General features: G+C 38.9%; 22 protein-coding genes. 16 read left to right on the top strand and 6 right to left on the bottom strand.

From position 1 onward, the window contains the following. Positions 1-8: 8 nt before the first annotated feature. Positions 9-140, bottom strand: coding sequence for a hypothetical protein (locus MTT30_RS06890; RefSeq protein WP_429801445.1), 132 nt, complete (start codon positions 138-140; stop codon positions 9-11). 260 nt (positions 141-400) lie between these two features. Further along, positions 401-3,853 carry an acyl-[ACP]--phospholipid O-acyltransferase gene (locus MTT30_RS06885; RefSeq protein ID WP_429801444.1) on the bottom strand — a complete coding sequence of 1,151 codons (3,453 nt, stop codon included), beginning with the start codon at positions 3,851-3,853 and terminating at the stop codon, positions 401-403. Between the two features lie 168 nt (positions 3,854-4,021). On the opposite strand from MTT30_RS06885, the gene mnmG reads away from it, so the two are divergent. The 4 genes from mnmG (at position 4,022) to MTT30_RS06865 (ending at position 8,866) form a co-directional block, all read left to right on the top strand. Further along, positions 4,022-5,887 carry a tRNA uridine-5-carboxymethylaminomethyl(34) synthesis enzyme MnmG gene (mnmG, locus tag MTT30_RS06880; RefSeq protein WP_429801443.1) on the top strand — a complete coding sequence of 622 codons (1,866 nt, stop codon included), beginning with the start codon at positions 4,022-4,024 and terminating at the stop codon, positions 5,885-5,887. A gap of 174 nt (positions 5,888-6,061) precedes the next feature. After that, positions 6,062-6,565: a ubiquinol-cytochrome c reductase iron-sulfur subunit gene (petA, locus tag MTT30_RS06875; RefSeq protein ID WP_021091707.1), complete on the top strand. Its 504-nt coding sequence runs from the start codon at positions 6,062-6,064 to the stop codon at positions 6,563-6,565. A 10-nt stretch (positions 6,566-6,575) separates the two neighbouring features. After that, the gene (locus MTT30_RS06870) at positions 6,576-7,820 is read left to right on the top strand and encodes a cytochrome b (protein ID WP_429801442.1); all 1,245 of its coding nucleotides are present in this window, start codon (positions 6,576-6,578) and stop codon (positions 7,818-7,820) included. Between the two features lie 2 nt (positions 7,821-7,822). Beyond that, positions 7,823-8,866, top strand: a complete 1,044-nt coding sequence (locus MTT30_RS06865; RefSeq protein WP_429801441.1) for a c-type cytochrome — start codon at positions 7,823-7,825, stop codon at positions 8,864-8,866. Between the two features lie 748 nt (positions 8,867-9,614). Here MTT30_RS06865 and MTT30_RS06860 read toward each other — a convergent pair. After that, complete coding sequence (locus MTT30_RS06860) at positions 9,615-9,902, bottom strand: hypothetical protein (protein ID WP_429801440.1); 288 nt, start codon at positions 9,900-9,902, stop codon at positions 9,615-9,617. Positions 9,903-9,946: 44 nt separating this feature from the next. Beyond that, complete coding sequence (locus MTT30_RS06855) at positions 9,947-11,032, bottom strand: MBL fold metallo-hydrolase (protein ID WP_429801439.1); 1,086 nt, start codon at positions 11,030-11,032, stop codon at positions 9,947-9,949. Positions 11,033-11,446: 414 nt separating this feature from the next. Here MTT30_RS06855 and MTT30_RS06850 point away from each other — a divergent pair, with 414 nt between their 5' ends. The 11 genes from MTT30_RS06850 to MTT30_RS06800 all read left to right on the top strand — a co-directional run bounded on the left by MTT30_RS06850 (position 11,447) and on the right by MTT30_RS06800 (position 21,951). After that, positions 11,447-12,016, top strand: a complete 570-nt coding sequence (locus tag MTT30_RS06850) for a 4Fe-4S dicluster domain-containing protein (protein ID WP_429801438.1) — start codon at positions 11,447-11,449, stop codon at positions 12,014-12,016. 1 nt (position 12,017) lies between these two features. After that, the gene (locus MTT30_RS06845; RefSeq protein WP_429801437.1) at positions 12,018-13,985 is read left to right on the top strand and encodes a proton-conducting transporter membrane subunit; all 1,968 of its coding nucleotides are present in this window, start codon (positions 12,018-12,020) and stop codon (positions 13,983-13,985) included. A 9-nt stretch (positions 13,986-13,994) separates the two neighbouring features. Next, positions 13,995-14,915 carry a respiratory chain complex I subunit 1 family protein gene (locus tag MTT30_RS06840; protein WP_084041928.1) on the top strand — a complete coding sequence of 307 codons (921 nt, stop codon included), beginning with the start codon at positions 13,995-13,997 and terminating at the stop codon, positions 14,913-14,915. A 1-nt stretch (position 14,916) separates the two neighbouring features. Then, positions 14,917-15,561: a hydrogenase 4 membrane subunit gene (gene hyfE, locus MTT30_RS06835; protein ID WP_021091711.1), complete on the top strand. Its 645-nt coding sequence runs from the start codon at positions 14,917-14,919 to the stop codon at positions 15,559-15,561. 2 nt (positions 15,562-15,563) lie between these two features. Continuing rightward, on the top strand, positions 15,564-17,045 hold the full coding sequence (locus tag MTT30_RS06830; RefSeq protein WP_429801436.1) for a hydrogenase 4 subunit F: 1,482 nt from the start codon (positions 15,564-15,566) through the stop codon (positions 17,043-17,045). Further along, positions 17,042-18,778 (top strand): NADH-quinone oxidoreductase subunit C, encoded by a 1,737-nt coding sequence (locus MTT30_RS06825; protein WP_429801435.1) that lies wholly within the window; start codon positions 17,042-17,044, stop codon positions 18,776-18,778. Before MTT30_RS06830 ends, MTT30_RS06825 begins: the two co-directional genes overlap by 4 nt. Then, positions 18,775-19,314 (top strand): formate hydrogenlyase complex iron-sulfur subunit, encoded by a 540-nt coding sequence (locus MTT30_RS06820; protein ID WP_084109583.1) that lies wholly within the window; start codon positions 18,775-18,777, stop codon positions 19,312-19,314. Before MTT30_RS06825 ends, MTT30_RS06820 begins: the two co-directional genes overlap by 4 nt. After that, positions 19,311-20,135, top strand: coding sequence for an NADH-quinone oxidoreductase subunit B family protein (locus MTT30_RS06815; protein ID WP_084109582.1), 825 nt, complete (start codon positions 19,311-19,313; stop codon positions 20,133-20,135). The genes MTT30_RS06820 and MTT30_RS06815 overlap by 4 nt, the downstream gene beginning before the upstream one ends. Continuing rightward, the gene (locus tag MTT30_RS06810; RefSeq protein WP_084109581.1) at positions 20,132-20,476 is read left to right on the top strand and encodes a formate hydrogenlyase maturation HycH family protein; all 345 of its coding nucleotides are present in this window, start codon (positions 20,132-20,134) and stop codon (positions 20,474-20,476) included. The genes MTT30_RS06815 and MTT30_RS06810 overlap by 4 nt, the downstream gene beginning before the upstream one ends. Further along, entirely contained in the window at positions 20,476-20,922 is a 447-nt protein-coding gene (locus tag MTT30_RS06805) for a hydrogenase 3 maturation endopeptidase HyCI (protein WP_021091859.1), read from the top strand. Before MTT30_RS06810 ends, MTT30_RS06805 begins: the two co-directional genes overlap by 1 nt. 162 nt (positions 20,923-21,084) lie before the next feature. Beyond that, the gene (locus tag MTT30_RS06800; protein WP_429801434.1) at positions 21,085-21,951 is read left to right on the top strand and encodes a formate/nitrite transporter family protein; all 867 of its coding nucleotides are present in this window, start codon (positions 21,085-21,087) and stop codon (positions 21,949-21,951) included. A gap of 80 nt (positions 21,952-22,031) precedes the next feature. Here the strand turns inward: MTT30_RS06800 and MTT30_RS06795 are convergent, their stop codons facing one another. Together MTT30_RS06795 and MTT30_RS06790 are read right to left on the bottom strand one after the other, a co-directional pair. Further along, positions 22,032-22,670, bottom strand: a complete 639-nt coding sequence (locus MTT30_RS06795) for a Crp/Fnr family transcriptional regulator (protein ID WP_429801433.1) — start codon at positions 22,668-22,670, stop codon at positions 22,032-22,034. A gap of 143 nt (positions 22,671-22,813) precedes the next feature. Further along, the gene (locus MTT30_RS06790) at positions 22,814-23,227 is read right to left on the bottom strand and encodes an acyl-CoA thioesterase (protein ID WP_021091795.1); all 414 of its coding nucleotides are present in this window, start codon (positions 23,225-23,227) and stop codon (positions 22,814-22,816) included. 90 nt (positions 23,228-23,317) lie between these two features. On the opposite strand from MTT30_RS06790, the gene ciaB reads away from it, so the two are divergent. Beyond that, the gene (gene ciaB, locus MTT30_RS06785) at positions 23,318-25,159 is read left to right on the top strand and encodes an invasion protein CiaB (protein ID WP_429801432.1); all 1,842 of its coding nucleotides are present in this window, start codon (positions 23,318-23,320) and stop codon (positions 25,157-25,159) included. The last annotated feature ends 6 nt before the right edge of the window (positions 25,160-25,165 follow it).

Below are 25,165 nucleotides of genomic sequence, written 5' to 3'. Positions count from 1 at the left end.
GATTCTCCTTATTTAGAAATATCTTTGCCGAAGTATTTAAGCGAAATTTCGCTTAAAGCTCCTTCTTTGCTAAGCTCATTTAGGGCAAAATTTATCTTAATTAGCAGCTCTTTGTTACCTTTTTCTACGTTATAGTCCATTTGTTCGCTATTTGTATGGCATCATCTTTTATGATATGCTAGTAAAATTTTGTAAAGGCAGAATTTAGCAAACAATCGCACGAATTGCACCAAATTTAAAAGCACTAGAAAATTTCATACAAAATTCCTTATAGAAAAAATAAAATCAATAATGGAATTTGCAAAAAAGAAAAATTTTTAAGATTTATGCAAATATCAGTCGCAACTGCAATCTGGGTAGTATTTTGGTGCATTTTATCACGAAAAAAGAGGGCGGTGCCTCACTCCGCTAAAAGTGAGACCGCTAGAGCTTTCACCCCCTTAAAATCAACCTTGCCGCTTGCAAGTGTTGGGATATCATCAACGATAAATATATAGCTTGGCATCATGATCGGAGCTAGGCTGCTCTCTTTTAAAATTTGCTCTAAATTTTTGGGCTCTGTGCCGCTTTTTACCAAAAGCGCGATCGCTTCACCCTTTTTACTATCTGGCACGTTTGCGCTACTAAAGACAACTTCGCTTCCAAGCACCTTTGCTAGCTCTTCTTCGACACTGCCAAGGCTTATCATCTCGCCACCTATCTTGGCAAATCTCGAATACCTATCGACGATAAATACAAAGCCGTTTTCATCGATGTGGCCTTTATCGCCAGTTTTATAGTATCTGACGCCGTCAATTTGCGTGATAACATCGCTTGTTTTGGCCTCATCGTTTAGATAGCCCTTCATCACCTGCGAGCCGCCAATCACTATGAGACCGTCGGTGCCAGTTTCTAGCTCTTCAAGCGTCTCTGGGTCGATTATCTTGATGATCGTGCCAGGCAGAGGCATGCCAACGCTGCCAGGTCTATTAAATGTAAGCTCTTTTAGGCTCTCTTTTTCTAGGATATTTGGCATATTTACAGCAGCCACCGGCGCCGTTTCTGTCGCGCCATAGCCCTCATAAATTTCTATACCAAATTTGAGTCTAAACTCATCTTTTATCTCAGGTTTTAGCTTTTCAGCCCCAGCTACGACCATTCTAGCGCTTTGAAACATTAACGGATGAAGCTTTTTGTTTCTGGTGTAGAGCCTAAAAAATGTCGAGGTGCCAAAGATGATGCTAGCGCTGTGTCTTGCGGCCATTTTGCCGATAGTCGCTCCGTCTGTTGGGTCAGGCACGCTTACCATTTTTATCCCCTCGCAAAGTGGCATAAGTGTGGTGACTGTTAGGCCAAATGAGTGAAAAACAGGGAGTGAGTTTAAGATCACATCATCTTTTTTGAAATTTAGAAGTTCGCTTATTTGCTTAATGTTCGCAAGTAAATTTTTATGGCTTAGCTCGATGCCTTTTGGCTCGCCCTCGCTGCCACTACTAAATAAAATAGTAGCCGTATCTTCTAAGCTCACTGGCTTAAAATAGCAAAGCTTAATGAGCCAAGTTGGAGCAAAAAATGCCGTTATAAGCGCTAAAAATTTCTCTTTTTTGGAGACGCTAGCTGAGAGATCTTCTGCAAATTTAGCCTTGCCGCTCATCGCATCTTTTAGATCAAAGCCCTTAAGTGCGAGCTTTTCAAGAAATTTGCTAGATGTAATAACTGTGTTTATATTTGCCTTTCTTAGGGCGTAATTTAGCGAAGTAACATTAAGTGTGTAGTTTAAATTTACGCTCACTTTGCCCATTGCAAGAAGCGCCATATTTACGATGGCTGCGATGCTTGAGCTAGGCAATAAAATGCCTATATTTTTCTCATCTTTTAGCTCACGTTTGAAAATTTTGATAAAGACTAAAACAGCTGTTATAAATTTCAAGTTGCTTAAATTTAGACCTGTGCTGTCGCTCACGCACTCTTTAAATTTATCCTCTTTTGCGTTATTTAGCCACTCCTCGGTTAGTGGTTTTTGCCTTGAGATAAAGCTCTCCCACGATGAAAAGCTAAGCTCAAGTACCTTTTGCTTCATCTTTGCAGCATTTATAAATGTGTTTATTGGCTTGCCAAATGCGACGATGATGTCGCGTCTGCCGTTTTTAGAAGTGAGGTCTTTATAAAATTTACTAGCCCTTGAAAAGCTCGAGCCCCAAAGGCCACGAAGATAAAATGGCACGATGCAAATTTCTTCTAGATCTCTGATGATAAGCTCAAAGCCCTTTTGAAACTCATTTATCTGGCCGTTGTAGCTGATATGGCCCTCTGGGAAAAGTGCGACCACTTCGCCGTTTTTTAGGCACTCACGCACAAGCTCGATCGACTCCTTGCTAGCCCCTGCACCTATCGGGATCACTTTGAAAAATTTAAAAATTTGCTTTAGATACCATTTGTTGTAGATCGTTCTATACATGACAAATCTTATGCCCCTTGGGCTGGCTGCTTGAAGCACGAGCCAGTCTATCCAGCTGATGTGGTTGCCAAGAAGTAGCGCGCCGCCACTTTGTGGTAAATTTTGAAGCCCCTCAACGAAAAATCGGTACTTTGTCTTTAAAAATGGCAATAAAAGTAGCCTTGTAAAAAGGTGCGGAAGCTGCAAAATAGCGTAAAAACTACCGATCAAACAAACAAGGGCTGTAAAGACAAAGAGCCCAGTGGTTGAAATTTCAAAATATACTAAGCCTATGCCAATAGCTAGAAATAGCAGCATTGAGACGTTTTGTAAGAAGTTGTTTGCCGCCATTATCTTGCCGGTGGTCTTTTGCGGGGCAAAGTACTGGATCATCGCATTTAGCGGTACTATAAAAATTCCACCAAAAAAGCCAAATGCAAATGAGCTAAGGCTCACTACGCCAATGCTTGAGCCAAATGCGAAAAATAAAAGCGAAAAAAATATACCAATAGCGCCCATCGGCACGATGCCAAGCTCGATGTGAAGCTTTGACATAGAGCCAGCCACGTATGAGCCAAATGCGATGCCTATGGCGCTTGCTGCAAGGATCGCCTGCACCGCTAGCGAGCTGTCGTCGTTAAAAACGGCTTTGTAATGAGCCGGGAAAGCTGCGATGATGATCTGAGAAATTCCCCAAAATATACTAAGTCCAGCGATGCTTAGCCAGATATTTTTATCTGACCTTACTTCTTTTAAATTTTCTCTTAAATAGCTAAGGCGAATATATTTTTTAATATCAAAATTTTCGTTTGTTTCGTCTTTTTCATCAATGCAAGGTAACTTATAGGCAAAGTATGCTTCAAGCGCGCTAAAAACAACCAAAAAGATGCCAATAGGATAGACGCTTTTTAAAATTTCTTCTGAGTTTTCACCTTGAATGTATAAATTTTCAAATATAAATGAAAATAAAAATGAGCTAAAAAGTATCGCAACGATGGTAAGTGCTTGAATGATGCCATTTGCTGTGCCAAGGCGCTCAGGGCCGACCAGGGCTTTAATGATGCCGTATTTTGCTGGTGAGTAGATAGCACTTTGGGCGGCTAGTATGAGCGTTAAAGCAAAGGCTACGCCAAAAGCGCCTGCAAGATAGCTAAAAAGCACCGCTACACTGATAATAACGCCAAAAATGGCACAAATTCTTATGACCTTTATTTTTGCAAATTTATCGTTTATAAAGCTTGAGGGCGAAAATAAAAAGATAAATGGCAGCAAGATCATTGCGTTTATGACGGCTGTTAAGATAAAAAGTATGTCGCCATCGTATGTTTTTAAAAGAACATTTTGTATGGTGATTTTGTGTGCTAGATCGACGCTTGCATTTAAAAATGCGATCGCAAGGTAGGGCAAAAAGCCAGCAACTTTTAATAAACTCATCATAGAAATACCTTTGTGATTTTAAAAATTTTGTAAATCTAACAGCAAAATATTTAAAATATTATTAATAAAAAACTCTACATTAAATTTGGTAATAAAAATTTTTAAAAAATTTAAATTTTATATGCTTTTGGATAAAATCACGCAATCAAAAAATAGGAAAAATTTATCATGAACTATGAAATAATCGTCGTTGGCGGCGGACATGCAGGCATTGAGGCAAGTCTTGCGGCTGCTAGAATGGGCAAGCAAACTTTACTGATCACGATCTTAGCCGAGCAAATAGGCGCTGCAAGCTGTAATCCAGCCATTGGGGGCCTTGCGAAGGGACATCTTGTAAAAGAGATCGACGCACTTGGTGGCCAAATGGGACTTACAACTGACGCTGTTGGTATCCAGTTTCGCGTGCTAAATGAGAGCAAAGGCCCAGCTGTGCGTGGTAGCCGCGCTCAGATCGATATGGATAGATATAGAGTTTATATGAGAAATTTGCTTTTAAACACTCCAAATTTAGAAATTTCTCAAGAGATTGCCACTGAAATTTTAAGCGAAAATGGCGAAGTAACGGGCGTTAAAACCCACCTAAATAACATCTATAACGCAAAAAAGGTGATAATCACCACTGGTACATTTTTAAACGGGCTAATTCACGTTGGATTTAATAAGCTAGAAGCCGGACGTGTTGGTGAGCTAAGTGCAAAGGATCTAAGCGGCAGTCTAAGAGAGCTTGGGCTAAATTTAGGCAGGCTAAAGACTGGAACATGTCCAAGGATCGATGCAAAAACGATAAATTTTGAAATTTTAGAAAAGCAAGATGGCGACGCAGAGCCAGTTGCATTTAGCTTTAGAACTAAAAATTTCTCACCAACACAGCTGCCATGCTACATCGCCTATACAAATGAAACCACGCATGAGATAATTCGCTCAAATTTTGACAAAGCGCCACTTTTTACAGGACAGATCGAGGGCATCGGACCAAGATATTGTCCAAGTATCGAGGATAAGATAAACCGCTTTGGTGACCGCGACAGACACCACCTTTTCATCGAGCCTCAAACACTTGAAGCTACAGAGTACTATATAAACGGCTTTTCGACTAGCCTGCCTTATGAAGTGCAAGTGCAAATGCTACGCTCTGTAAAGGGCTTTGAAAATGCAAAAATCGTAAGGCATGGATACGCTATCGAATATGACTACGTCGAGCCAACACAGCTAAAACATAGTTTGGAGACTAAAAAAGCCAAAGGTCTTTATCTAGCTGGACAGATAAATGGAACGACTGGATACGAGGAGGCTGGCGCTCAGGGGCTAATGGCTGGCATAAATGCAGCACTTTCACTTGATAATAAAGAGCCGCTTGTCTTGCGCCGCGATGAGGCTTATATAGGTGTTTTGATCGATGATCTTGTCACAAAAGGGACAAAAGAGCCATATAGGATGTTTACGAGTAGGGCGGAGTACCGCTTGCTTTTGCGTGAGGAAAATGCCATTTTAAGGCTTGGTGGATATGGCCATGAGCTTGGGCTTCTTGATGATGAGACTTTTAATGAAATTGAAGCTATCAGGCAAAATTTAAAAGATGGACTTGCTTACCTTAACAATACTCAAATTACGCCAAGTAAGCAAAATTTAGAGCTTTTAGCTAGTCTTGATGAAGAGCCAATAAGTCAAAATGTTAGCCTTCAAAAGATAGTCGCACGCAAAAGCTTTACAGCTGAGAAACTAAGAAAGCTTGATCAGAAATTTTCAAATTTAGATGATGCGAGTGTGGATCAAATTTTAACCGAGTGTAAATATCAGCACTACATAAATGAGCAAAAAAATCAGATAGAAAAAATGAAAGATATGATGGATGTGAAAATTCCTGAAAATTTTGACTTTAGAAGTGTGAGTGGTCTTAGTAATGAAGTGGTCGAAAAGCTTGAGAAATTTGCTCCGCCGACACTCTTTGCTGCGAGTGAAATTTCAGGTATCACGCCAGCTGCGATTGATATCTTACATATTTATATAAAGATGAATGAGAAAAGGCTTAGCTAATTTTGATTTTAGATTTAGTTCAAAAAGCCATAAAGCTTAAAATTTTTATCTTAAAATCAAGATTTACGTTTAAGCTAAAATTAACATTATTTTTGCAGATTATATTTAGAAATTATACTTTTTTAATTTTTTGAGAGTATAATCGTTAAGAATTTATTTATAGAAAGGAATTTAATGTCAGTAAAGCAAGAAAGACGTAGCTTTATCGGCCTTGCGTTTGGTGCTGTGGCAGCTGTCGGCGGCGCTATGTCACTAGTGGCTGTTAAAAAGACTTGGGATCCGCTTCCAAGCGTAAAAGCTGCTGGTTTCACAACAGTTGATCTAAGTCCGATCAAAGATGGAGAAATGAGGCAGGTTGAATGGCGTAAAAAGCCTATTTTCATACTCAAAAAAAGTCCTGATATGGCTAAAAATGACAAAAGAGATGTTGTCGTAGGGGATGCTAGATACGTAGTTCTTATCGGACTTTGCACGCATCTTGGTTGTATACCTGAGTATAAAGCAAGTAAACAAATGTTTGTATGTGCCTGTCATGGCGGCGAATTTAATGCCGACGGAATGCAAACATACGGACCTCCTCCAAGACCACTTGATATACCACCATTTAAGATTGATGGAACCAAGCTAGTTCTAGGCGAAACAAGCCCAGAATACGAAAAATTAGTAGCAAAAGCTTAGGAGGATAGCAATGTCTTTAGCTCATAAATCAACTGGCGTTATTGACTGGCTTGATCAACGCCTAGCTTTTACAAAACTTATAAAGGTTCTAGTTAGCGAATACTGGATTCCAAAAAATATAAATTTCCTTTGGGCAATGGGCGTTATTTTAACAACGCTTTTTATGCTCTTAATTGTTACTGGTTTTTTACTTTTAATGTATTACAAACCAGATGTAAATTTGGCATTTGATAGTGTAAATTATACTATCATGCAAGAGGTCGAGTATGGCTGGCTTTGGCGTCATATTCACGCAGTTTCAGCCTCTACGATATTTCTTATTATGTATATTCACTTGCTTACTGGACTTTACTATGGTTCATACAAAAGAGGCAGAGAGGTCATTTGGATAAGTGGTATGGTGCTATTTATCTGTTTTTCAGCAGAGGCATTTAGTGGTTATATGCTTCCATGGGGACAGATGAGCTACTGGGCGGCAACTGTTATCACTCAGCTTTTTGGCGGTGTACCAGTTATCGGCGATGCTTTAGTTGAGTGGATTAGAGGTGATTACGCAGTTGGCGACTCAACACTTACTAGATTTTTTATGCTTCATGTTTGTTTATTGCCACTTGTAACGATAGCTGTTTTGGTTATTCACTTCTACTCTTTAAGAGTTCCACACGTTAATAACCTAACAAGCGAAGATATAGACTTTGAAGTAGAGGCACAAGAGTATCTACACGGCGATAGAGCGAAATCTAAAGTTATACCATTTTGGCCAGGATTTTTGGCAAAAGACTTTATGTATGTATCATTCTTTATGATATTTGTCATCTATCTTGTTTGCTATCACTTCAACTTTGCAATGGACCCTATCAACTTTGAGCCAGCAAATCCACTAAAAACCCCACCACATATCTATCCAGAGTGGTATTTCTTGTGGCAATATGAAATTTTACGTGGCTTCTTCTTTGATATCGCTGGAATTTCTGCTTATAACATCGGTCTTATCGCGTTTGCGTTTGCAGGTGTTGCATTTATGCTTATACCTCTTCTTGATAGAAGCGACCTTGTAGCTCCAGCTCACAAAAGACCACTATTTTTTATATGGTTTTGGGTTTTAGTTGTCGATCTTATCGTTTTATCTATATATGGCAAGCTCCCAACAGGTGGTTATAATGACTGGATAGGATTTTATTCATCATTGCTATTCTTGTTCTTATTTATAATTGCGTTGCCAGTTATAACAATACTTGAAAGAAAAAGGGACTAATCATGAAAGAGCTTAAAATTTTTGCCATTGTTGTTATTCTTTCAGGTGTTTTATATTGGGGTATCGAGCCTTATGCTCACACAAAGCTTCATCCACACACTGCAAATGCTGAGTACAACTTCTCAAAAGAAGATACTGACTATGCAAAGCACTTTTTAGAGCAAAAAAAGACAGCACTTGAGACTGCTAAGGCTAGTGGAAATAAGGCAAGTATAGACGCAGCTACAAAAGATGTAGAAGTAGCACAAAAAATTCTTGACGACTATACAGCATTTTGGAATGACATTAACTCTATCGATCTTACAAAAGGTGACGCTACAAAGGGTGCTGATACTTTTGTAGCAGAAGGATGTACAGGATGCCACGGTATAGAAGCAGCAGGTATGCCAGCTGGTATGGATGCTGAGACAGCTAGTCAAAGCTTTGGTGTAGTGCCACCAGATCTTAGTACCGCTGGTAAAATTTATGATGATAAATTCTTGGCTGCGCTTATTAAAAACCCAACTATGGCTTTAAAGCTAACTCATAAATTTAATGATGAGCATCCATTTCCGATGACTGCATTTATGGGTGCTGGTGGTGATATAAATGCTGAGACTGCCGATATAGTAGCTTATTTGAAAAAGGTATCTGCTGATTATGAAAAGGCAAATAATAAGATCACTGAAGAAAAGGTTTTCGCTGATGCATGTCAAAGATGTCATGATATAAAATATGACAAAAAATATGCATTTAGCAATAAAGTAAGCCTTGCTGCTTATATGGGCTCAAACCCACCTGATCTATCGATGATGATTCGTTCAAAAGGTGATGAGTATTTACATAAATTTATAAACGATACTCAAAAGATGCTACCAGGTACTGCAATGCCAAGAGTTGGCTTAAATAAAGCTGCTGAAGACGACGTGGTAGCTTATATCCAAAAAGTAGGCGACAAGAAGAAGGCTGAGCGCGAGAGCACAGGGCTTTATGTCATGATCTACTTCTTTATATTAGGAATTTTTGCTTGGCTTTGGAAACGCAAAGTTTGGAGCGAACTACACTAAAATTTAAGAGCCTTTTTTGGCTCTTAAATCCTCTCTAGTAAATTTATATATAAATTAGGTATTTTTTAAATTCGTTTTTGTAAATTTGATCAAATACTCTTACAAGTTTTAAAATCTTATTCACTCGCCTTAGCAGACTACTAAATTTAGGCTGCACTACGTTTAGCACTGAATTTAGAGCCGTGATATGCTCGCTCATAAATTTTAAAATTTATCCGACACTTGCTTGATGTAAAATGCATGCGGCGCAAAGCGCTATCGCACGCTCTCTAACGTGCGAGAGGTTTTTACTTCGACTTCGTCTCGTAACTGCAAGCAGACAGTGGATTAAAAAAGGGTATAAGGGTACGGCTTCGTAATTCAAGTCCCCTCTCTTTCGAATAAAGTTTTTAAATTTAAAGTCTATATTTTTAAAAATAGAAATTTACTATTTTGCAAATTTTAAAACTTTCATTCACTCGCAAGAATTTGACTATTGATTTTAGGACCCGCAAGGCTTGCCACTAAAATCAAAGCCGAAATTACTCGTTTATGAAATTTTAAAAATTTGCCTAAAAACCTAAAGCAGTAGTATGTCTATGCTACTATGTGAGCTATGAATATATAAGCGTTTCGGTAGAAAATAGAAATATATCTGAGTTTTAACGGTCGCTATTTAAATAAATTTATTTTAAGCAAATCACTCACTAAAACCCACTAATTTTCACAAAAATAGTAAAATTTAGCTCCGCATCAAGTCTATTTAAAATTAAATTTCCTTGGCGATCTTGCTCATTTTATTGAGTAGTTTTTCACGTTCATTTGGCTTTAGGTTGCCGTATTGAAGCTTTGTTATCATCTGCATGAAGTCAAATTGTTTAAACATTTGCGCATCGCTTTTTAGCTCTTTTTCTAGCTGTTTATAAATTTTTTCAGTCTCTTTATTTGCTTTTTCTAAATTTTGTAAAAAGCTTCCAGTTGTGCTCATATTAAGATCGTTTTTTGCGGCTTTATCGATGACATTTTTTAGATTTGATAAATTTTCAGAAATTTTCATCTACGCTTCCTTTTGGATTTTAAAATTTAGAGCAAATTTTATTCCTAAATTTCCTCCCACCACTTTTTTCTAGGCGGATTTTGGGTGGTGAAAACTTCCCCGATCATAGGCGTTGCGTAGTTTAGCTCAAGCTTTGTCGCTGCCTTTTCAAAACGCTTGATTGGCTCATCCCAAGCGTGATAAGAAAGATCAAATTTGCCCCAGTGAATTGGTACGCCAAGCTTTGCACCAAGATCTTTTAGTGCTTGCGCTGACTCCTCTGGCTTCATATGCACGTAAGGCCAGCCATCGCCGTAAGCACCATTTTCGACAAAAACTAGATCAAAGGCACCAAATTTCTCATTTATCATCTTAAAATGCTTGCCGTATCCGCCATCTCCGCTAAAATAAAAGCTAAAGCCAGTCTCTTCAACCGCCCAGCCACCCCAAAGCGTCGTATTTCTTTTAAATGTGCGCCCACTAAAGTGCCTTGAAGGACAAAACGTGAAGTTTAAATTTCCTATTTTTTGCTCACCAAACCAGTCAAACTCATAAATTTTGTCTTCATCAACGCCCCATTTTACAATGTGAGCTTTTACGCCAAGTGGCACTAGAAACTTGCAAATTCTATCTTTTAGCTCGAGTATCGTTTTATGATCAAGATGATCGTAGTGATCGTGCGAGATGAGGGCGATATCGATCACATCTGGGTAATCACTAGCGGTGATAGCATGCTCGTAGGTAAAGGGCTTACCGCCAATTGGCAGTGGAAATGCTCGGTGCAAAACTGGGTCTGTGACGATGGTTTTGTCATCAAGCTTACAGATGAGGCTAACGTGCCCAAGCCAGATAAACTCGCCGTTTTTGAGGGCTTTTGCATCAAATTTTAAATTTGGCAAAGGCTTAGCTGGTAGCTTACCTTTTGGTGGAAAGAGTGCTTGCGGAATGTAATTTAACATAGATGCTTGCGGATTATTTTTTACCATATCAATAGTGGGCTCTAAATTTATAAAAACTTCGCCGTTAAAATTTGGTGAAGCCTCTATCAGCTTTTGGCTCTTGGCGTCTGGCACGCCACCAAAAACCGGGGCGAATTTTATAAAAGCAAAAACTGAAGCGATAAATAAAACTATAGCTATAAAAATTCCCATAAAAAGCCTTTTAAATTTAAAGGTCGGATTATATTTTAGATTTTTAAATTTCAGTTTTATTTAATTAACTCGAGCTTAAATAATTAACTTTTAAATTTAAAGTTAATTAAGATATTTTTACTCTTTATAGGAAAATTTTATTAATAAATATTATCCTTTAGCAAATAAATATACCTAAAAATCGATACTTAATAGATAATATTAAAAATATATAAAATAAAAATTTAATTTTAAAAATACAAAATTTGTCAGATAGATGACGGAATTTATTCATTGTAAGTTATAGAATTATTACAAAAATTAGGAAGGAGCGTTTGAGATGTTAAATAAAAATTTAACTATCTCTATTTTGGTGACTAACCATCACTTTAAAAGTGAGCAGGGCAGTTTAGCCTTGTTTAATGGGAGGAATTTATGAAAAAACATAAATTTGTGATTGCCGATTATAAACGCTGTATAGGATGTGCAACCTGCATGGCTGCATGTTTTAAGAGCGCTTATGAACGCGGCAAGCTGTCACGTGCAAGGCTAAGTGTGCTAAGAGAAGCTACTGGCGTTATGCCAACTCAGTGCAGACAATGCGACGATGGTCCTTGTGCGAATGTGTGTCCAACTGGGGCATTGCGATTTAATGATAATTGCATCGAGCTTCACGAGGAAATTTGTATAGGCTGTAAGATGTGCACGATCGCTTGTCCTTACGGTGCGATAAGTTCTAGTGCGGAGCTTATGCCTTCAGTAAATTACGCTATCGAGCCAAAGTATAATCTTGAGGTAGAGTCACAATCAGGTGCAAAAAATATTGCTGTTAAATGCGATATGTGCTTTGGTCGTGAGAACGGACCAGCCTGTGTTGATGTTTGTCCAACGAGTGCTCTTGTTATGATCGATCCTGAAGAGGGCAAACATAAACTTGGCAAGAGGATAGATTACGAGGCAGCGAATAAATTTGCTACTAAAATTTTAAACGGACAAGGAGCATAAGATGACTACGGTTTATATGCTATTTCTTGTAAGTGCTGTCGTTAGCATCTTGCTCTACTGCGCTCCAAAGGCCGCTGTAAAGGTTGGTTTTGGACTAAGCGCTTTAAGCTGCTTTTATGCGATGTGTCACTTTGTTGCAAATATGGGAGTAAGCGATAGCTTTGCTCTTGCGGATGGCTTTTTGTATTCGCCAAAATTTGCGCTAAATCCACTTGGAAATTTCTTTAGCTTTGTCGTTGTTTTCATCGGATTTGCAAGCAGCGTTTATGGTATGAGCTATGCAGATGAGTACATCAAAAAAGCAAACGTTGGCGTATTTGCATGTTTGTTTAATACATTTATACTCTCAATGCTTCTAGTAATCAGCGCTGATAATGTATTTTGCTTTGTCGTTTTATGGGAGCTTATGACTCTTATCTCATCGTTCCTTATCATAGTAAATGATGGTAAAAACACTCTAAAAGCGGTCATGGTATATCTTGGTATCGCACAAATCGGTGCATTTTGTATCACCTGTGGTTTGCTTATCACTGCTTACTATACAGGAAGTACAGACTTTAGTGCGTTCATGGGTGTTAAGATGCCATTTGGCGCTTCTGTTGCTACATTTATACTGTTTTTGGTTGGATTTGGTAGTAAAGCTGGTATGTGGCCATTCCACGTTTGGCTTCCACAAGCTCACCCAGCAGCACCATCAAACGTTTCGGCTCTTATGTCGGGCGTTATGATTAAAGTCGCTCTATTTACACTAGTTAAATTTACACTTTACTTACCACTTAGCACATATTTTGGTCTTACAATACTCGCTCTTGGTGCAGCTAGCTCACTATTTGGTGTTTTATACGCTCTTTGCCAACACGACTTCAAAGCTTTGCTTGCTTATCACTCAGTTGAGAACATAGGCATCATCTTGCTAGGTCTTGGCACAGGAATTTATGGTGTCGCAGCTGGAAATTTAACGCTTGCAGCAGTAGGTTTTCTAGCAGGTTGCTACCACGTAGTTAACCACGCTATATTTAAAGGTCTACTTTTCCTTTGTGCAGGTTCAGTTATCCACGCTACTCACACACAAAACATGGACATCCTTGGCGGTCTTGCCAAAAAGATGCCATGGACAAGCCTTGGTATGTTTATAGGTATCATGGGCATCGCAGCTTTGCCTCCAGTAAACGGCTTTGTTTCAGAGTGGTTTACATATCAAGGCATGCTTCAAGGTGCGATGGGCGAGGGAACATTAGTTAGATACGCATTTACACTTGGTGTCGTAGCTCTTGCGCTAACAGGCGTTTTGGTCGGTATGCACCTCAAACTTTACGCTGTTATCTTTGCAGGTACTCCAAGAGATCAAAAAATTTGGGAAAATGCTAAAGAGAGTCCAATAGGCATGGTTCTTGGTATGATCATCCTAATGATAGGCTGCGTTGGCTTTGGTCTTGGCGCAAACTACATAGTTGATTACATCATGCAAGCTGTAAATTCTATCGCTATAAGCGACTATAAAGCTAGCCTTGGAGCTATAAATGTAACTTCACCAATAGGCAGTATGATCTCAACTCCGCTTATCGCTTTAGTTTTATGTTCGACTATGATTTTGCCATTTATCATCCTTGCTGTTATGAAAGCAAATAGAGATAAACCACGCGAGACTGATCCTTGGGCATGCGGCTTTAAATATAGCTCACGTATGCAAATGACAGGTGGTCCATTTACAGGTGACCTTAGAAAGATCATGCAATGGCTATTTAGAGCTGATAAAAAGATCGTTACTAGAAATTATTTTGACGCGGTTGAATATCACAACCATCCAAAAGATATCTGGTGGGGAATGTTTTATGAGCCAGTCATTAAATGGTGTATGAAATTTGCTGATAAACTTGGCATCGTTCAAAGCGGATATACAAACGTCTATACGCTTTATATCCTAGTTTATCTATGTGCCATACTTGCTGTAGGCTACTTTTTAGTTTAGGAGACGAAAATGCAAACTATACTTTTAATGATATTTCAAGTAGTCGTTATCGTTTTGGTAGCTCCTTTGTTTGATGGTATGGCAAGAAAACTAAGGGCTAGACTTCAATCAAAACAAGGTAGCGATTTCTTTCAAACATATCGCGACATTATAAAACTCTTTAGAAGAGGAAGAACCGTCCCTGAGTGCTCTCACTGGGTATTTAGATGGGCTCCATTTTTCCTTTTTGCAACTTCAGCTGCAGTGCTAGCTGCTATACCTATAACATATAGCAAAGATACTGTTTTTGGAGCATATTCAGATATATTTGTGATCCTTTATCTTGGCGCACTGCTTAGATTTGTATTTGGTGCAGCTTCAATGGATAGCGGCAACCCATTTGCAGCAACAGGCGGCGGCAGGGAGCAAATGCTGGGCGTATATGTCGAGCCAGTTATGATCATGTGTCTAATCGTAGTAATGCTTGCAGCTAAAACATCAAATTTAATTGAGATTCAAGAGATGGTAAAAACTGGTGTTATCGGATATCAAATCCCAAGCTTTGCCGTAGCTTCTATCGCATTTTTATGGTGCATGTATGTTGAGACTGGCAGAAAACCATTTGACGTAGCCGAAGCTGAGCAAGAGCTTCAAGAGGGCTTACTTGGCGAGTACGCAGGTAGCGACCTTGGTTTAGTTCAAGCATCACTTATATTAAAACAGTTTGCTATGATCGGACTTTTCCTAACTATATTTGAGCCATGGAATTTTAGCAATCCTTTCTTAGCTATTATCGTTTTTGTGATAAAAACTGGAGTATTTTACGTAGCGGCTGTCTTTATAGACAACTTTGGACCACGCTTTAAAATGACTTCATCTTTACGCAAAAATGCACTTGGTGCACTTGCTATCTCGTTTGTTGCACTAACACTTTATGTAGTAGGAGTGTGAGATGCAAACACTTGATATTTTAGCCATTTGCATGATCGTAACTTCGCTTGCGGTTTTTGGTCTTAGAAGCTTAAAACTCTCAATCATCGCTTATGCGATTGAGACACTACTTTTAGTTAGCATATTTTTCTTGCTATCTGAGAAATTTAACGCCGAGCAGCTCAAAACTTGGGCGATCGTTGCATTTTTTACCAAAGTTTTGCTTGTGCCAGGAATTTTATTCTGGCTTATCAAAAAACTTGGCGTAGTTAGCGAAGATGAGCCAGTTGGTGGATTTTTTGTAAGTCCTGTTATCGCTATGGGATTTTCTCTAGCTCTTTCAATGAGTATCCACCCTATATTTTTAAAATTCTCTCTTATCAAAGAAGAGATCATGCTAATCGCAGCTGGAACGGTCTTTATGATGGGAATTTTTGGCTTCATGCTAAGAAACTCATTTATAAAACAAATTCTAGCTTACTGCTTGTTTGAAAACGGTATCCACCTAAGCCTTGCTCTAATGGCTTATAACTCACATGAGTTAGTCGAGCTTGGAATTTTAACAGATGCAATATTTGCCGTTATCATCATGAGCATTCTAGCGATTAGATTTTATAAAGCTTATGATAGCTTAGATACTTCTAAAGCTTCAAATTTAAGGGGTTAGAGATGGATAGTTTAGCTTTAATACTTATCTTACCGCTCCTTGGTGCTTTGGTCTTGTTTTTGAGTCCTAAAAATTATGCGGTATTAAGCGGACTTCACGTTTTGTTTTCTGCTGCGACATCGGTGGCTTTACTTAACAATGTTCTTAAAGTCTTAAGTAGCGGAACTTTTTATAGTTTTGATAAATTTTTGTTTTTAGATAGCTTAGGCTGTGTTTTCTTGGTGCTTATCGCTGTAACTGGATTTATAGTAAATTTTTACTCTATCCACTACATGAGATGGGAGCTTGAAGATGGACACATCCATCTAAGTGATCTTAAAAAATATTATGCACTAAGCCATGTATTTATCTTTACAATGACTTTAAGCGTTATTTGCAACAACGTTGCGTTTATGTGGGCAGCTATTGAGGCTACAACACTAGCTTCTGTGTTTCTTGTCGCTATCCACAAAGATCAAAAATCAACAGAGAGTGGCTATAAATACATCGTTCTTTGCTCAATCGGTCTAGCATTTGCACTTTATGCGACTGTTCTTTTATATTCAGCCACATTTAGCACTCTAGGGGATGGCGAAGCTTCTATGCTATTTTCAAGCATAATGGCAAATGCTAAAAATTTAAACCCAGATGCAGCAAAACTTATCTTTGTATTTGCTCTAATTGGTTTTGGTACAAAAGCTGGTCTTGCTCCAACTCACACTTGGCTACCAGACGTTCACGCTGAAGGTCCAGCACCTATTTCAGCCTTGCTTTCGGGCGTACTTTTAAAATGTGCGATGCTGGCACTTTTAAGATACTACGCTATCACTGCTCAAGCTGTTGGATTTAGCTTTGTTGAGGGCATAATGATCGTTTCAGGAACTATCACTCTATTTGTAGCGGGATTTTTCCTAATCAGACAACACAACGTAAAAAGAATGTTTGCTTATCACTCAATCGTTCACATGGGTGTTATCGCATTTGCACTTGGTGTTGGCGGTAAATTTGGTCTATTTGCAGCGATATTTCACTGCTTGGCTCACAGCTTCACAAAAGCTTTGGCGTTTTGCTCAACAGGCAATATCGCAAGAATTTATGGCCACAAAGATATGAGCAAGATGGGCGGTATGGTTAAGATCGCACCGATCACCACTATAATGTTTGGCGCGGCTGTTTGTTCGCTTGTTGGTGTTCCAGCGTTTGCTATATTTGTTAGCGAATATAATGTCTTTGTTGGAGCTATCACAAGCGGTCAATACATCGCAGTTGCACTATTTGCTATTGCACTTGCAGTTATTTTTATAGCTGACTTTGCACACTTTAACATGGCAAGCTTTGGTGAGCCAAAAGGTGTGATCGTTCACAACAAAGAGATGAGTTTGTTAGAGAATTTACCTCTTATAGCACTTTGTGCCCTTATCATAATCTTTGGCGTATGGCATGTAGATAGCTTTTATACGCTAGTAGATAACGGTGTTAATATAATGATGGGAGCTTTAAAATGAGAGGCGATAAATTTGTTGAAATCCTAAAAACCAAGGTAAAAATTTTAGAAGTAACTCGTCAAGCAGACGATCAGATCACAGTTTTGGTTGATAGAAATGATCTTCCTCTAGCTGTTAAGACACTTTATTATGATATCGGTGGCTTCATAAGCACAATGATACCAAATGACGAGCGCCAGATAAATGGTAGCTTTGCTCTTTATTATGCTCTTTCAATGGAAGGTAGCAAGATGACTGAAGCGGACGACTTTGCGCCTGAGGATAAGTGCTTTATTACTGTTAAAACGCTTATTCCGGGAAGCGATCCGACATTCCCATCTGTTACTCCGCTAGTGCCAGCTTGTGTTTGGTACGAAAGAGAAGCTTATGATATGTTTGGTCTTGTAGCCGAAGGTTTGCCTGATAAAAGGCGTCTAGTTTTAAGTGATGACTGGCCAGACGGGCTTCACCCACTTAGAAAAGATGCGATGGATTATCGCTACCGACCTGATCCGGTTGATCATAGAGATGAGCCTGATTCTGAGTTTTTGTTTCCAACAGGCGATGCAGTAGTTGATGTGCCACTTGGACCACTACATATTACTTCAGATGAGCCAGGCCACTTTAGACTTTTCTGTGACGGCGACGAGATCATCGACGCTGACTACCGCCTCTTTTATCAACACCGCGGTATGGAAAAGCTAGCTGAAAACAGAATGAACTATGATCAGATGGGCTACCTTGCAGAGCGCGTTTGTGGAATTTGTGGTTATGCTCACGCTATTGCTTGTATCGAAGCAGCAGAAAAAGCTATCAAGCTTGAAATTCCGCTAAGAGCTCAAGCTATACGTGTCATCTGTCTTGAGATCGAGCGTCTTCACAGCCACCTTTTAAATATCGGTCTAGCATGTGAGGTTACTGGTAACTACAATGCATTCATGCACATCTTTAGGGTGCGCGAGTACTCTATGGAGCTAGCTCAGCTTGTAACTGGCGGACGTAAAACATACGGCAACGTTGTTATGGGAGGTTTAAGACGTGATATGACAAACCACGAGATCAAAAAAGGTATCGAGATCATAAATAAACTTGACGTTCAAATTTCAGAAATTTGGGACGCAGTTATGGAGGATAAACGCCAAATCGGACGCTGGAAAGGTGTGGGAATCCTAGATCGCCAAATAGCACGTGACTTTAGCCCAGTTGGTCCAAATATGAGAGGCTCTGGCTTTAAACGTGATAACCGCTACGATCACCCATACGACTTTTTTAAACAGATAGAATTTGAAGTAGCAGTTGAGCATGGTTGCGACGTTTTTGCTCGTGAGATGGTTAGATATAAAGAACTAAAAAGCTCTATCCACATCATCCGCCAATGCTTTGAGCTAATGCCTCAAACTCCGATCATGATCGATCCTGTGACTATGATCAAACCTGAAAATTTTGCACTTGGTCATGATGAAGCACCACGTGGCGAGAACGTTCACTGGATCATGCAAGGTAGCGCTCAAAAAGTATATCGCTGGAGATGCAGGGCAGCAACATACAACAACTGGCCAAGTCTAAGGTATCAATTTAGAGGGAATAACATAAGTGACGCTGCGCTTATCGTTTGCTCACTTGACCCTTGCTACTCATGTACAGAGCGTGTTACTTTGGTTGATGTAAGGACTAAAAAAAGTAAAATTTTAACAGAGAAAGACCTTAAAAAATTCTGTCAAGATGGCGGGGTTAGTAAGAAGGATTTAAGATGATGAAGTTATTTGACATCACAGAAAAATATGGAAAAGCGACATACGCCTATCCATTTGAGCCATATATTGTTCCTGAAAATTTCCGTGGTCAGCCAAACTATACATACGATCTTTGCATAGGTTGTGCAGCTTGCGGTATCGCTTGTCCTAGTAACGCGATAGAGCTTAAGATGAACGAGGAGCAAACAAAGCTTGTTTGGGAATTTGACTGCGGACGCTGCATATTTTGCGGACGCTGCGATGAGGTTTGCCCAACTGGAGCTGTAAGACTTAGTGATAGCTTTGAGCTTGCGGTTAAATTTGACAAGAGCGCTCTTATACAAAGGGGCGAGCTTGAGATGCAAACTTGCAAATGCTGCGGCAAGTCATTTACGCCAAAAAGGCTTATAAATTTCACCCTTGAAAAGCTTGGCACAGCAAATTTACTCCCAGGCAGACTTGAAGAGGCAAAAGACTACCTTTATATCTGCCCAGAGTGCAAGAAAAATCAATCTGCTGAGAGGCTAACAAAAGGCATTGAGGAGGCTATAAAATGAGTCTATATCAAGTCCCAGAGGACATAAAAACAGCAAATGATCTAACTGCAAAGCTAGAGCATCTAAAAAATATCAAAAGAAGCTTTAGCGTTTATAGGATCGACTGCGGAAGCTGTAACGGCTGTGAGATAGAAATTTTTGCAGCTATTACGCCGATGTGGGATCCTGAGCGTTTTGGTTTTAAACTTGTTGCAAACCCAAGACACGCTGATATTTTGCTTTGCACTGGTCCTGTAACAAGACAGATGTATTATCCGCTTCTTCGTGCTTATGAGGCGACTCCAGATCCTAAGATCGTAGTTGCTCTTGGTGCATGCGGAAGCAGTGGCGGAATTTTCCACGATGCTTATAGCGTTTGGGGCGGCATCGATAAGATAATCCCAGTCGATGTCTATATCCCAGGCTGTCCTCCACACCCAGCAAGCATTATTTACGGCCTTGGCATGGCTCTTGGTATCATAGATCAAAAGCTTCATAAAAAAAGCTACGAAGAAGATAATACATTGCCACCTTCAGTTGAGAAGTCGATCATAGGCGATATTTTATTCGAGCGTGACTTGCAAGCTGAAAGCAGAAGGCTAATGAGCTATATCTTTGGTAGAATCCTTTTTGAAAAATATATGAATGCTATCAAATGTTCAAAAGATGTCCATGACCCAAGCATTTCAAGAGAGGCTGTGCTTACAGCTATCAAAAAAGAGGAAGATCCTAGATATGCTGAGTGCATGGGGCTTTTGCATAATGATGTCTATCTAAAATATGCAAAAGCTGATAAAAGCTTTGCGATAGACGTTGATAGCGAGGTTTGGAGTAAGAGATGATACAAGTTTATAAGCTTACAAAAAGGCATATGGATGACAACGATAAGCTTCCACGCGAGCTAAAAGAGATAAAAATTTTCTCCACTTGCGTGGGACACGGCGTTGGTACGATAGACTTTAGCGAGAAAATTTTAGAGCTAAGCGATGAGGAATTTGACGAGATGATCAAAAACTCAGGCGAATACGTGAAATTTAAGATCGGAAATTTAAGCAAATATTTTGAAGTTGAAATTTTTGCCGAGCATATCGCTAAACTCTTGCCGCAGCTTTGTGAGTGTAAGCTTAAAGAAATTTTGACAAATTTAAAAGAGGGATATATCGTGCTTAGGAAGGACTTTTGATGAAAAAGGCCATCCTTTGCATTGGTAATCCTATGCGTGGCGATGATGATGTGGGTAATGAAGTAGGTCGCATCGTAGAAGCTGAGCTAAAAGAGTGGAAGGTCTTTTTTGGGCAAGATGTGCCTGAGAATGAATTTTCAGCTATTAGAGAATTTGCGCCTGATATTTTGATAGTAGTTGATGCGATGAGCGGCTTTGATGAGGATAAGATAGAGTTTTTCGACCTAAGTGACGATAGAGACTACATCTACTCAACTCACAATCTCCCAACGCCAGTGCTTTTGAGCTATTTGCGAAAAATTTGCCCTAAGACGCTTTTTCTTGGCATTAGCGTCTTGCTCGAAAATGTCTTAAATTTCGAAGAAGGACTAAGCGAGCAGGCTAAAAAAAGTGCCAGAAAAGCTTTTTTAAGAATTGTAGAGATTGATAAAAATTTAGTCGGTTAAATTTAGCAAATAGCTAAATTTAGTCTTTTTGGTTACTAAAGGCAAAATTTGCTTTTAACCGCAAGCATTGATTTGACTTTAGTGATTTTGCAAAGTGTTAAACTTTGGTCGCAAAGATGAGCTTGGCTCATGTGCGAGATTGAAAATAAAAAGGAGAATGTGATGTTAAATCCGGCAGAAACCGCTCAAGCGGTCTCAAGCTCTATGGAGCATAAGGCTCATATGCCGCTTACTAGTATTATTTTTCTTGCTATCATGGCTGGAGCTGCTATTGCTATGGGTGATATTTTCTGGGCTCACTCGACAGTTGGTATGGCTGAAAATCAGTCAATTGGTCTTTCAAATTTTATCGGTGGTATCACATTTAGCTGTGGTCTTATGATGGTTGTCTTTTATGGCGGACATCTTTTTACAAGCTCAGTTTTAAGTGGTGTTAGCGCATATGAAGGAAAGCTAAAACTAGGTAAGACTATCGGATACTGGGCTATCGTTTGGATATTTAACTTCGTTGGCGGCGCATTGATCGCTTATATGTACTACTATTCAGGCTTGCCGCTAAAGTATGATGGCTACATATTACAACACTTCGTGCCAGCTGCTATTGGTAAAATCACAGCACCATTTCATGAGCTATTTATCCGCGGAATTTTTTGTAACGTCTTTGTTTGTATGTCTATTTGGACTGCGACAAGCGAGAGCAATCTATCTGGTAAATTCTTTGCTATTATGTGGATGATCGGCGCGTTTGTGGCTTGCTCAATGGAGCACTGCGTGGCAAATATGTTCATAATCACTGAAGCCATCATCTCAAAAGCTCACTATATAGCAGCAAGCGGCGGAGATATCGCTGCTGCAGCTACGGCTCTAGGACATGGCATCACGGCTGAAAAACTAGAAGTTTTAAACTGGGGAAATTTCATCAGTAAAAACTTAGTTCCAGTTACGCTGGGCAATATCTGCGGCGGACTTTTCTTTGTTGGTTTAGTTGGCTTTATGGCAAATAAATTCGATATGAAGAAAAAAGCTTAAAAATTTTTAGTCTTTGCTTTTTTGCAAAGACTAATCCTCTAAGGCTACTCTTTGCTAGCTATTATAAAAATTTTTGGTTTTTAGTTTGTGTAACTTTCAAGTTTTTCATAATCAATTATTAAAAACTCGTGTGGTGTGATCTTTCTTATGATGTCATCTTTTATAAGCTCATTAAATGCAGTTGAAGCACTTTGGCGTTTGAGCCCCACAAAGCTTGAGAGCACCTTTAGAGAAAATGGCAAAAATATGTAATGATATCCATTTTGCTTTAGATCTTGCTCGTGTGCAAGTTCGATTAAAAAATTTGCAATCCTACCTTTTGCATCTTCAAAAAGTATTGATTTTATGATCTGACGTTGCACGATGATGGCGTTCAACGCCGCTTTTAAAATTTCATCTACAACATTTACATTTGATAAAATTTCACTTATTTCGCTTAAGTTTATGGAGTAAATTTTTGCGTCTTCTAAAATTTCAAATGCACAATTATCATCAAGAACAGCGATGTTATTTGCTTCCAAACGGTAAAGGATAAATTCTTCCCCATCTTCAAAAAATGAAAGTTTTGCACAGCCACTTTTTAAAATGATGATTTTGATCTCTTCTGCGTAGATGATACTTGTTTTTGGAAGATTTTTGTACTCAAATTTGTCAAGCTCGGATTGAGTTAGAATATCTAAAATTTGTGTTTGCAAAAGACCTAAACGTGATTTTTTCATGATTCTCCCAAAAGTAGTTTTGGATTTTATCTTAGAAAGTATTTAATCAAGTTGAAATTTTTGCTTTTTAATTTTTAAATTTCAATAATTTTTAAAAGTAGTATTAATTTTTAAAGAAGGTTGCATAAAATGCAACCAAATTTTTAAAATCCATGAAGCTGTTTTAGCTTCTCATCGATTGGCTTTTTAAGTCCATCTTTCGTCACGCTTACGTAAGTTGCTGTAGCGCTAGTAACGTGTATAGTTTCTCTATATCCGCCCGGATTTAGCCTAAGAGCGGTTACTTCTATTTGCGTTGTTATCGAGGTTTTACCAACGGAGATGATTTTAGCGTAGCAGCTTAGCACATCGCCAACAAAGACAGGCTGCTTGAAAATGATCTCTTTCATAGAAATGGTCACAACGCGTTCAGGAGAAATTTCTCTTGCAGCCTGAGCACCTGCAAGGTCGATCTGGCTCATTATCCAGCCTCCAAATATATTTCCAGCTGAGTTTGTATCTTTTGGTAGCATGACTTGTTTTATGCGCGGCTCACCAAAATCTTTTAAAATATCCATTTTTTGCCTTTTAGATGTTAAAATTTTTGGTTGATTGTAGCAAATTTTAAGGCTTTATGCTAAAATCTTGCAACTTCAGGGGATGAAAATATGAACGATTTTAAAAGATTAAATGAGCTTACAAAAGAGCAAAAAAATAAGTTAAATGCTATTTATAAAAATTTAGACGATGACATTATAAACGAAGCTGTTAAAATTTGTGGCCTTGCTGGCACACCAAGCCAAAAACTAGCTCTTGCAAGAAGGATAGTAGATCTTAAAGTAGATCCGCTTCAAAATGAGCTAAAAAAGCTAAATTTAGGCGAAGACGAGCAAAAACGAGTGCTAAATTTAATGTATAACTACGTTAGAAATTTATATGAAAATCTGCACACCAAGCTTTTAGAAAAGGCCAAAGAAGAGAAAATTTTAGATCCATTTAACCAAGCTTTTGTGCAGGCGATGCATGAACTTGGGCTTAGTCTAAATGCGTGGCAAATTTCATGGCAAGAAAAGATAATAGACACTACAAACAAAGAGTTTGAGGCTAAATTTAAAGATTTAAGCCAGGCAAATGAGTTTATCACTAAAAATGCTTTATTTCAGTGTGATAGTAACGGTGTAAGGGCCGATAGAACGTATGGCGCGGTAGTAAAAGAAGGTGATAAATTTAGCTTTTTGCCTTACGCGCTTGCCTTTAAAGATGAGGTTAGTGAGCTTAAAAAAGTATTTGAAAAAAACCTTGAAATTTTAAGAAATTTAGCCCAAAATGACGAGCAAAAATCCTATGTAAAATACCTTGAAAAACTACAAAACGCCTTTTGTGAAGAAGACAATGCAAAGGTGATAAACGCCTGGCAAGAGGCTGAGATAGCGTGGATGTGTGTAAAAGGTGCGCTTCAGCCAGGTCATCCGCTAGAGTACTACGAGGACGCCTATACGCACGCAGTTGCACTTGAGTGGGACATCAGGCTGGTTGATAGCGAGGGCATAGATGAGCTTAAATTTAAAGAAAAAGTGACAAAAACTTACGAAAGCGTTTGCGAAAAGATCAAATTTGATAACGCCGAGACAAATAGGGCAGTTAGCGAAAATATCGCTAGAACGCAGCTTTATATAAGTGTGCCGATGATCTATTATGGTGCCGAGCTAAATGGACTTTTTAGCGCTCAGGTCGTACCAAATGATGAGAGTGTGAGTGCAAAATGCGGTAAGAAAATTTTTGCCTTTGTAAATCACGTCTACGAGGGCGCAAAGGCGAAACCGTTTATGAAACTTAGTTCGGAAATTTTTAGCAAAGAGTTTTTGGATTTTGGTAGGGAAATTTTATTTTTAAAGCCAAAAATTTGGAAAAAAGTTTATGAAATCTCAACGATCGGTCATGAGTTTGGGCATATCCTCTTTATCGGACTTGATACTGAGATGAGTATGAATAAAAGCGGCGTCTTTAAATTTATTGAGGAGTACAAGGCGACGACTGGTGGACTTGTAAATTTCTTTTTACACGAAGAGGCGGAGTATAAAATGGCCGTCTTTCATGAGCTAATAGCTCGTGCAGTTGGGCTTATTGCTTGGCGAAAGGTCGATGAGGTGAGGGCGTACTACTGCGAGGGGCTCATACATCTTAGCCTACTTTTTAGGGCTGGAGTGCTTAAATTTGACGGTAAACTAAGCGTGGATATGAGTGAGCAAGCCTACGCTAAATTTAAAGAAGTTTGCCTAGAAAACTACTTCGATCTATCGCAAACATACGCTAAAAAGGATGATGCGAGCATATTTTTAGAGAAATTTTGCCAAAAAGATGAGCAGAGCTATCTGCCAAAAGATGAAGAGACTAGAAAATTTGTTGAACATTTTTACGCTAGATACGAAGCTATCGGCAACGATATTGATGATAGCGGTGAGTGGCAGAGGTGGCAAAGCTTAGCCAAAAAGGCAGAGAAAGATAGATAAAGACGA

The organism is Campylobacter concisus (assembly GCF_050447445.1).
GTDB classification, from domain to species: Bacteria; Campylobacterota; Campylobacteria; order Campylobacterales; family Campylobacteraceae; genus Campylobacter_A; species Campylobacter_A concisus_BI.
Note: the sequence above shows the minus strand (reverse complement) of the source record. Positions and strands in the feature narration are given on the sequence as shown.

What these genes read in the sequence shown, in the direction of transcription:
- MTT30_RS06890 (WP_429801445.1), bottom strand. Translation starts at nt 140, where the DNA reads ATGGACTATAACGTAGAAAAAGGTAACAAAGAGCTGCTAATTAAGATA.
- MTT30_RS06885 (WP_429801444.1), bottom strand. Translation starts at nt 3,853, where the DNA reads ATGATGAGTTTATTAAAAGTTGCTGGCTTTTTGCCCTACCTTGCGATC.
- mnmG (WP_429801443.1), top strand. Translation starts at nt 4,022, where the DNA reads ATGAACTATGAAATAATCGTCGTTGGCGGCGGACATGCAGGCATTGAG.
- petA (WP_021091707.1), top strand. Translation starts at nt 6,062, where the DNA reads ATGTCAGTAAAGCAAGAAAGACGTAGCTTTATCGGCCTTGCGTTTGGT.
- MTT30_RS06870 (WP_429801442.1), top strand. Translation starts at nt 6,576, where the DNA reads ATGTCTTTAGCTCATAAATCAACTGGCGTTATTGACTGGCTTGATCAA.
- MTT30_RS06865 (WP_429801441.1), top strand. Translation starts at nt 7,823, where the DNA reads ATGAAAGAGCTTAAAATTTTTGCCATTGTTGTTATTCTTTCAGGTGTT.
- MTT30_RS06860 (WP_429801440.1), bottom strand. Translation starts at nt 9,902, where the DNA reads ATGAAAATTTCTGAAAATTTATCAAATCTAAAAAATGTCATCGATAAA.
- MTT30_RS06855 (WP_429801439.1), bottom strand. Translation starts at nt 11,032, where the DNA reads ATGGGAATTTTTATAGCTATAGTTTTATTTATCGCTTCAGTTTTTGCT.
- MTT30_RS06850 (WP_429801438.1), top strand. Translation starts at nt 11,447, where the DNA reads ATGAAAAAACATAAATTTGTGATTGCCGATTATAAACGCTGTATAGGA.
- MTT30_RS06845 (WP_429801437.1), top strand. Translation starts at nt 12,018, where the DNA reads ATGACTACGGTTTATATGCTATTTCTTGTAAGTGCTGTCGTTAGCATC.
- MTT30_RS06840 (WP_084041928.1), top strand. Translation starts at nt 13,995, where the DNA reads ATGCAAACTATACTTTTAATGATATTTCAAGTAGTCGTTATCGTTTTG.
- hyfE (WP_021091711.1), top strand. Translation starts at nt 14,917, where the DNA reads ATGCAAACACTTGATATTTTAGCCATTTGCATGATCGTAACTTCGCTT.
- MTT30_RS06830 (WP_429801436.1), top strand. Translation starts at nt 15,564, where the DNA reads ATGGATAGTTTAGCTTTAATACTTATCTTACCGCTCCTTGGTGCTTTG.
- MTT30_RS06825 (WP_429801435.1), top strand. Translation starts at nt 17,042, where the DNA reads ATGAGAGGCGATAAATTTGTTGAAATCCTAAAAACCAAGGTAAAAATT.
- MTT30_RS06820 (WP_084109583.1), top strand. Translation starts at nt 18,775, where the DNA reads ATGATGAAGTTATTTGACATCACAGAAAAATATGGAAAAGCGACATAC.
- MTT30_RS06815 (WP_084109582.1), top strand. Translation starts at nt 19,311, where the DNA reads ATGAGTCTATATCAAGTCCCAGAGGACATAAAAACAGCAAATGATCTA.
- MTT30_RS06810 (WP_084109581.1), top strand. Translation starts at nt 20,132, where the DNA reads ATGATACAAGTTTATAAGCTTACAAAAAGGCATATGGATGACAACGAT.
- MTT30_RS06805 (WP_021091859.1), top strand. Translation starts at nt 20,476, where the DNA reads ATGAAAAAGGCCATCCTTTGCATTGGTAATCCTATGCGTGGCGATGAT.
- MTT30_RS06800 (WP_429801434.1), top strand. Translation starts at nt 21,085, where the DNA reads ATGTTAAATCCGGCAGAAACCGCTCAAGCGGTCTCAAGCTCTATGGAG.
- MTT30_RS06795 (WP_429801433.1), bottom strand. Translation starts at nt 22,670, where the DNA reads ATGAAAAAATCACGTTTAGGTCTTTTGCAAACACAAATTTTAGATATT.
- MTT30_RS06790 (WP_021091795.1), bottom strand. Translation starts at nt 23,227, where the DNA reads ATGGATATTTTAAAAGATTTTGGTGAGCCGCGCATAAAACAAGTCATG.
- ciaB (WP_429801432.1), top strand. Translation starts at nt 23,318, where the DNA reads ATGAACGATTTTAAAAGATTAAATGAGCTTACAAAAGAGCAAAAAAAT.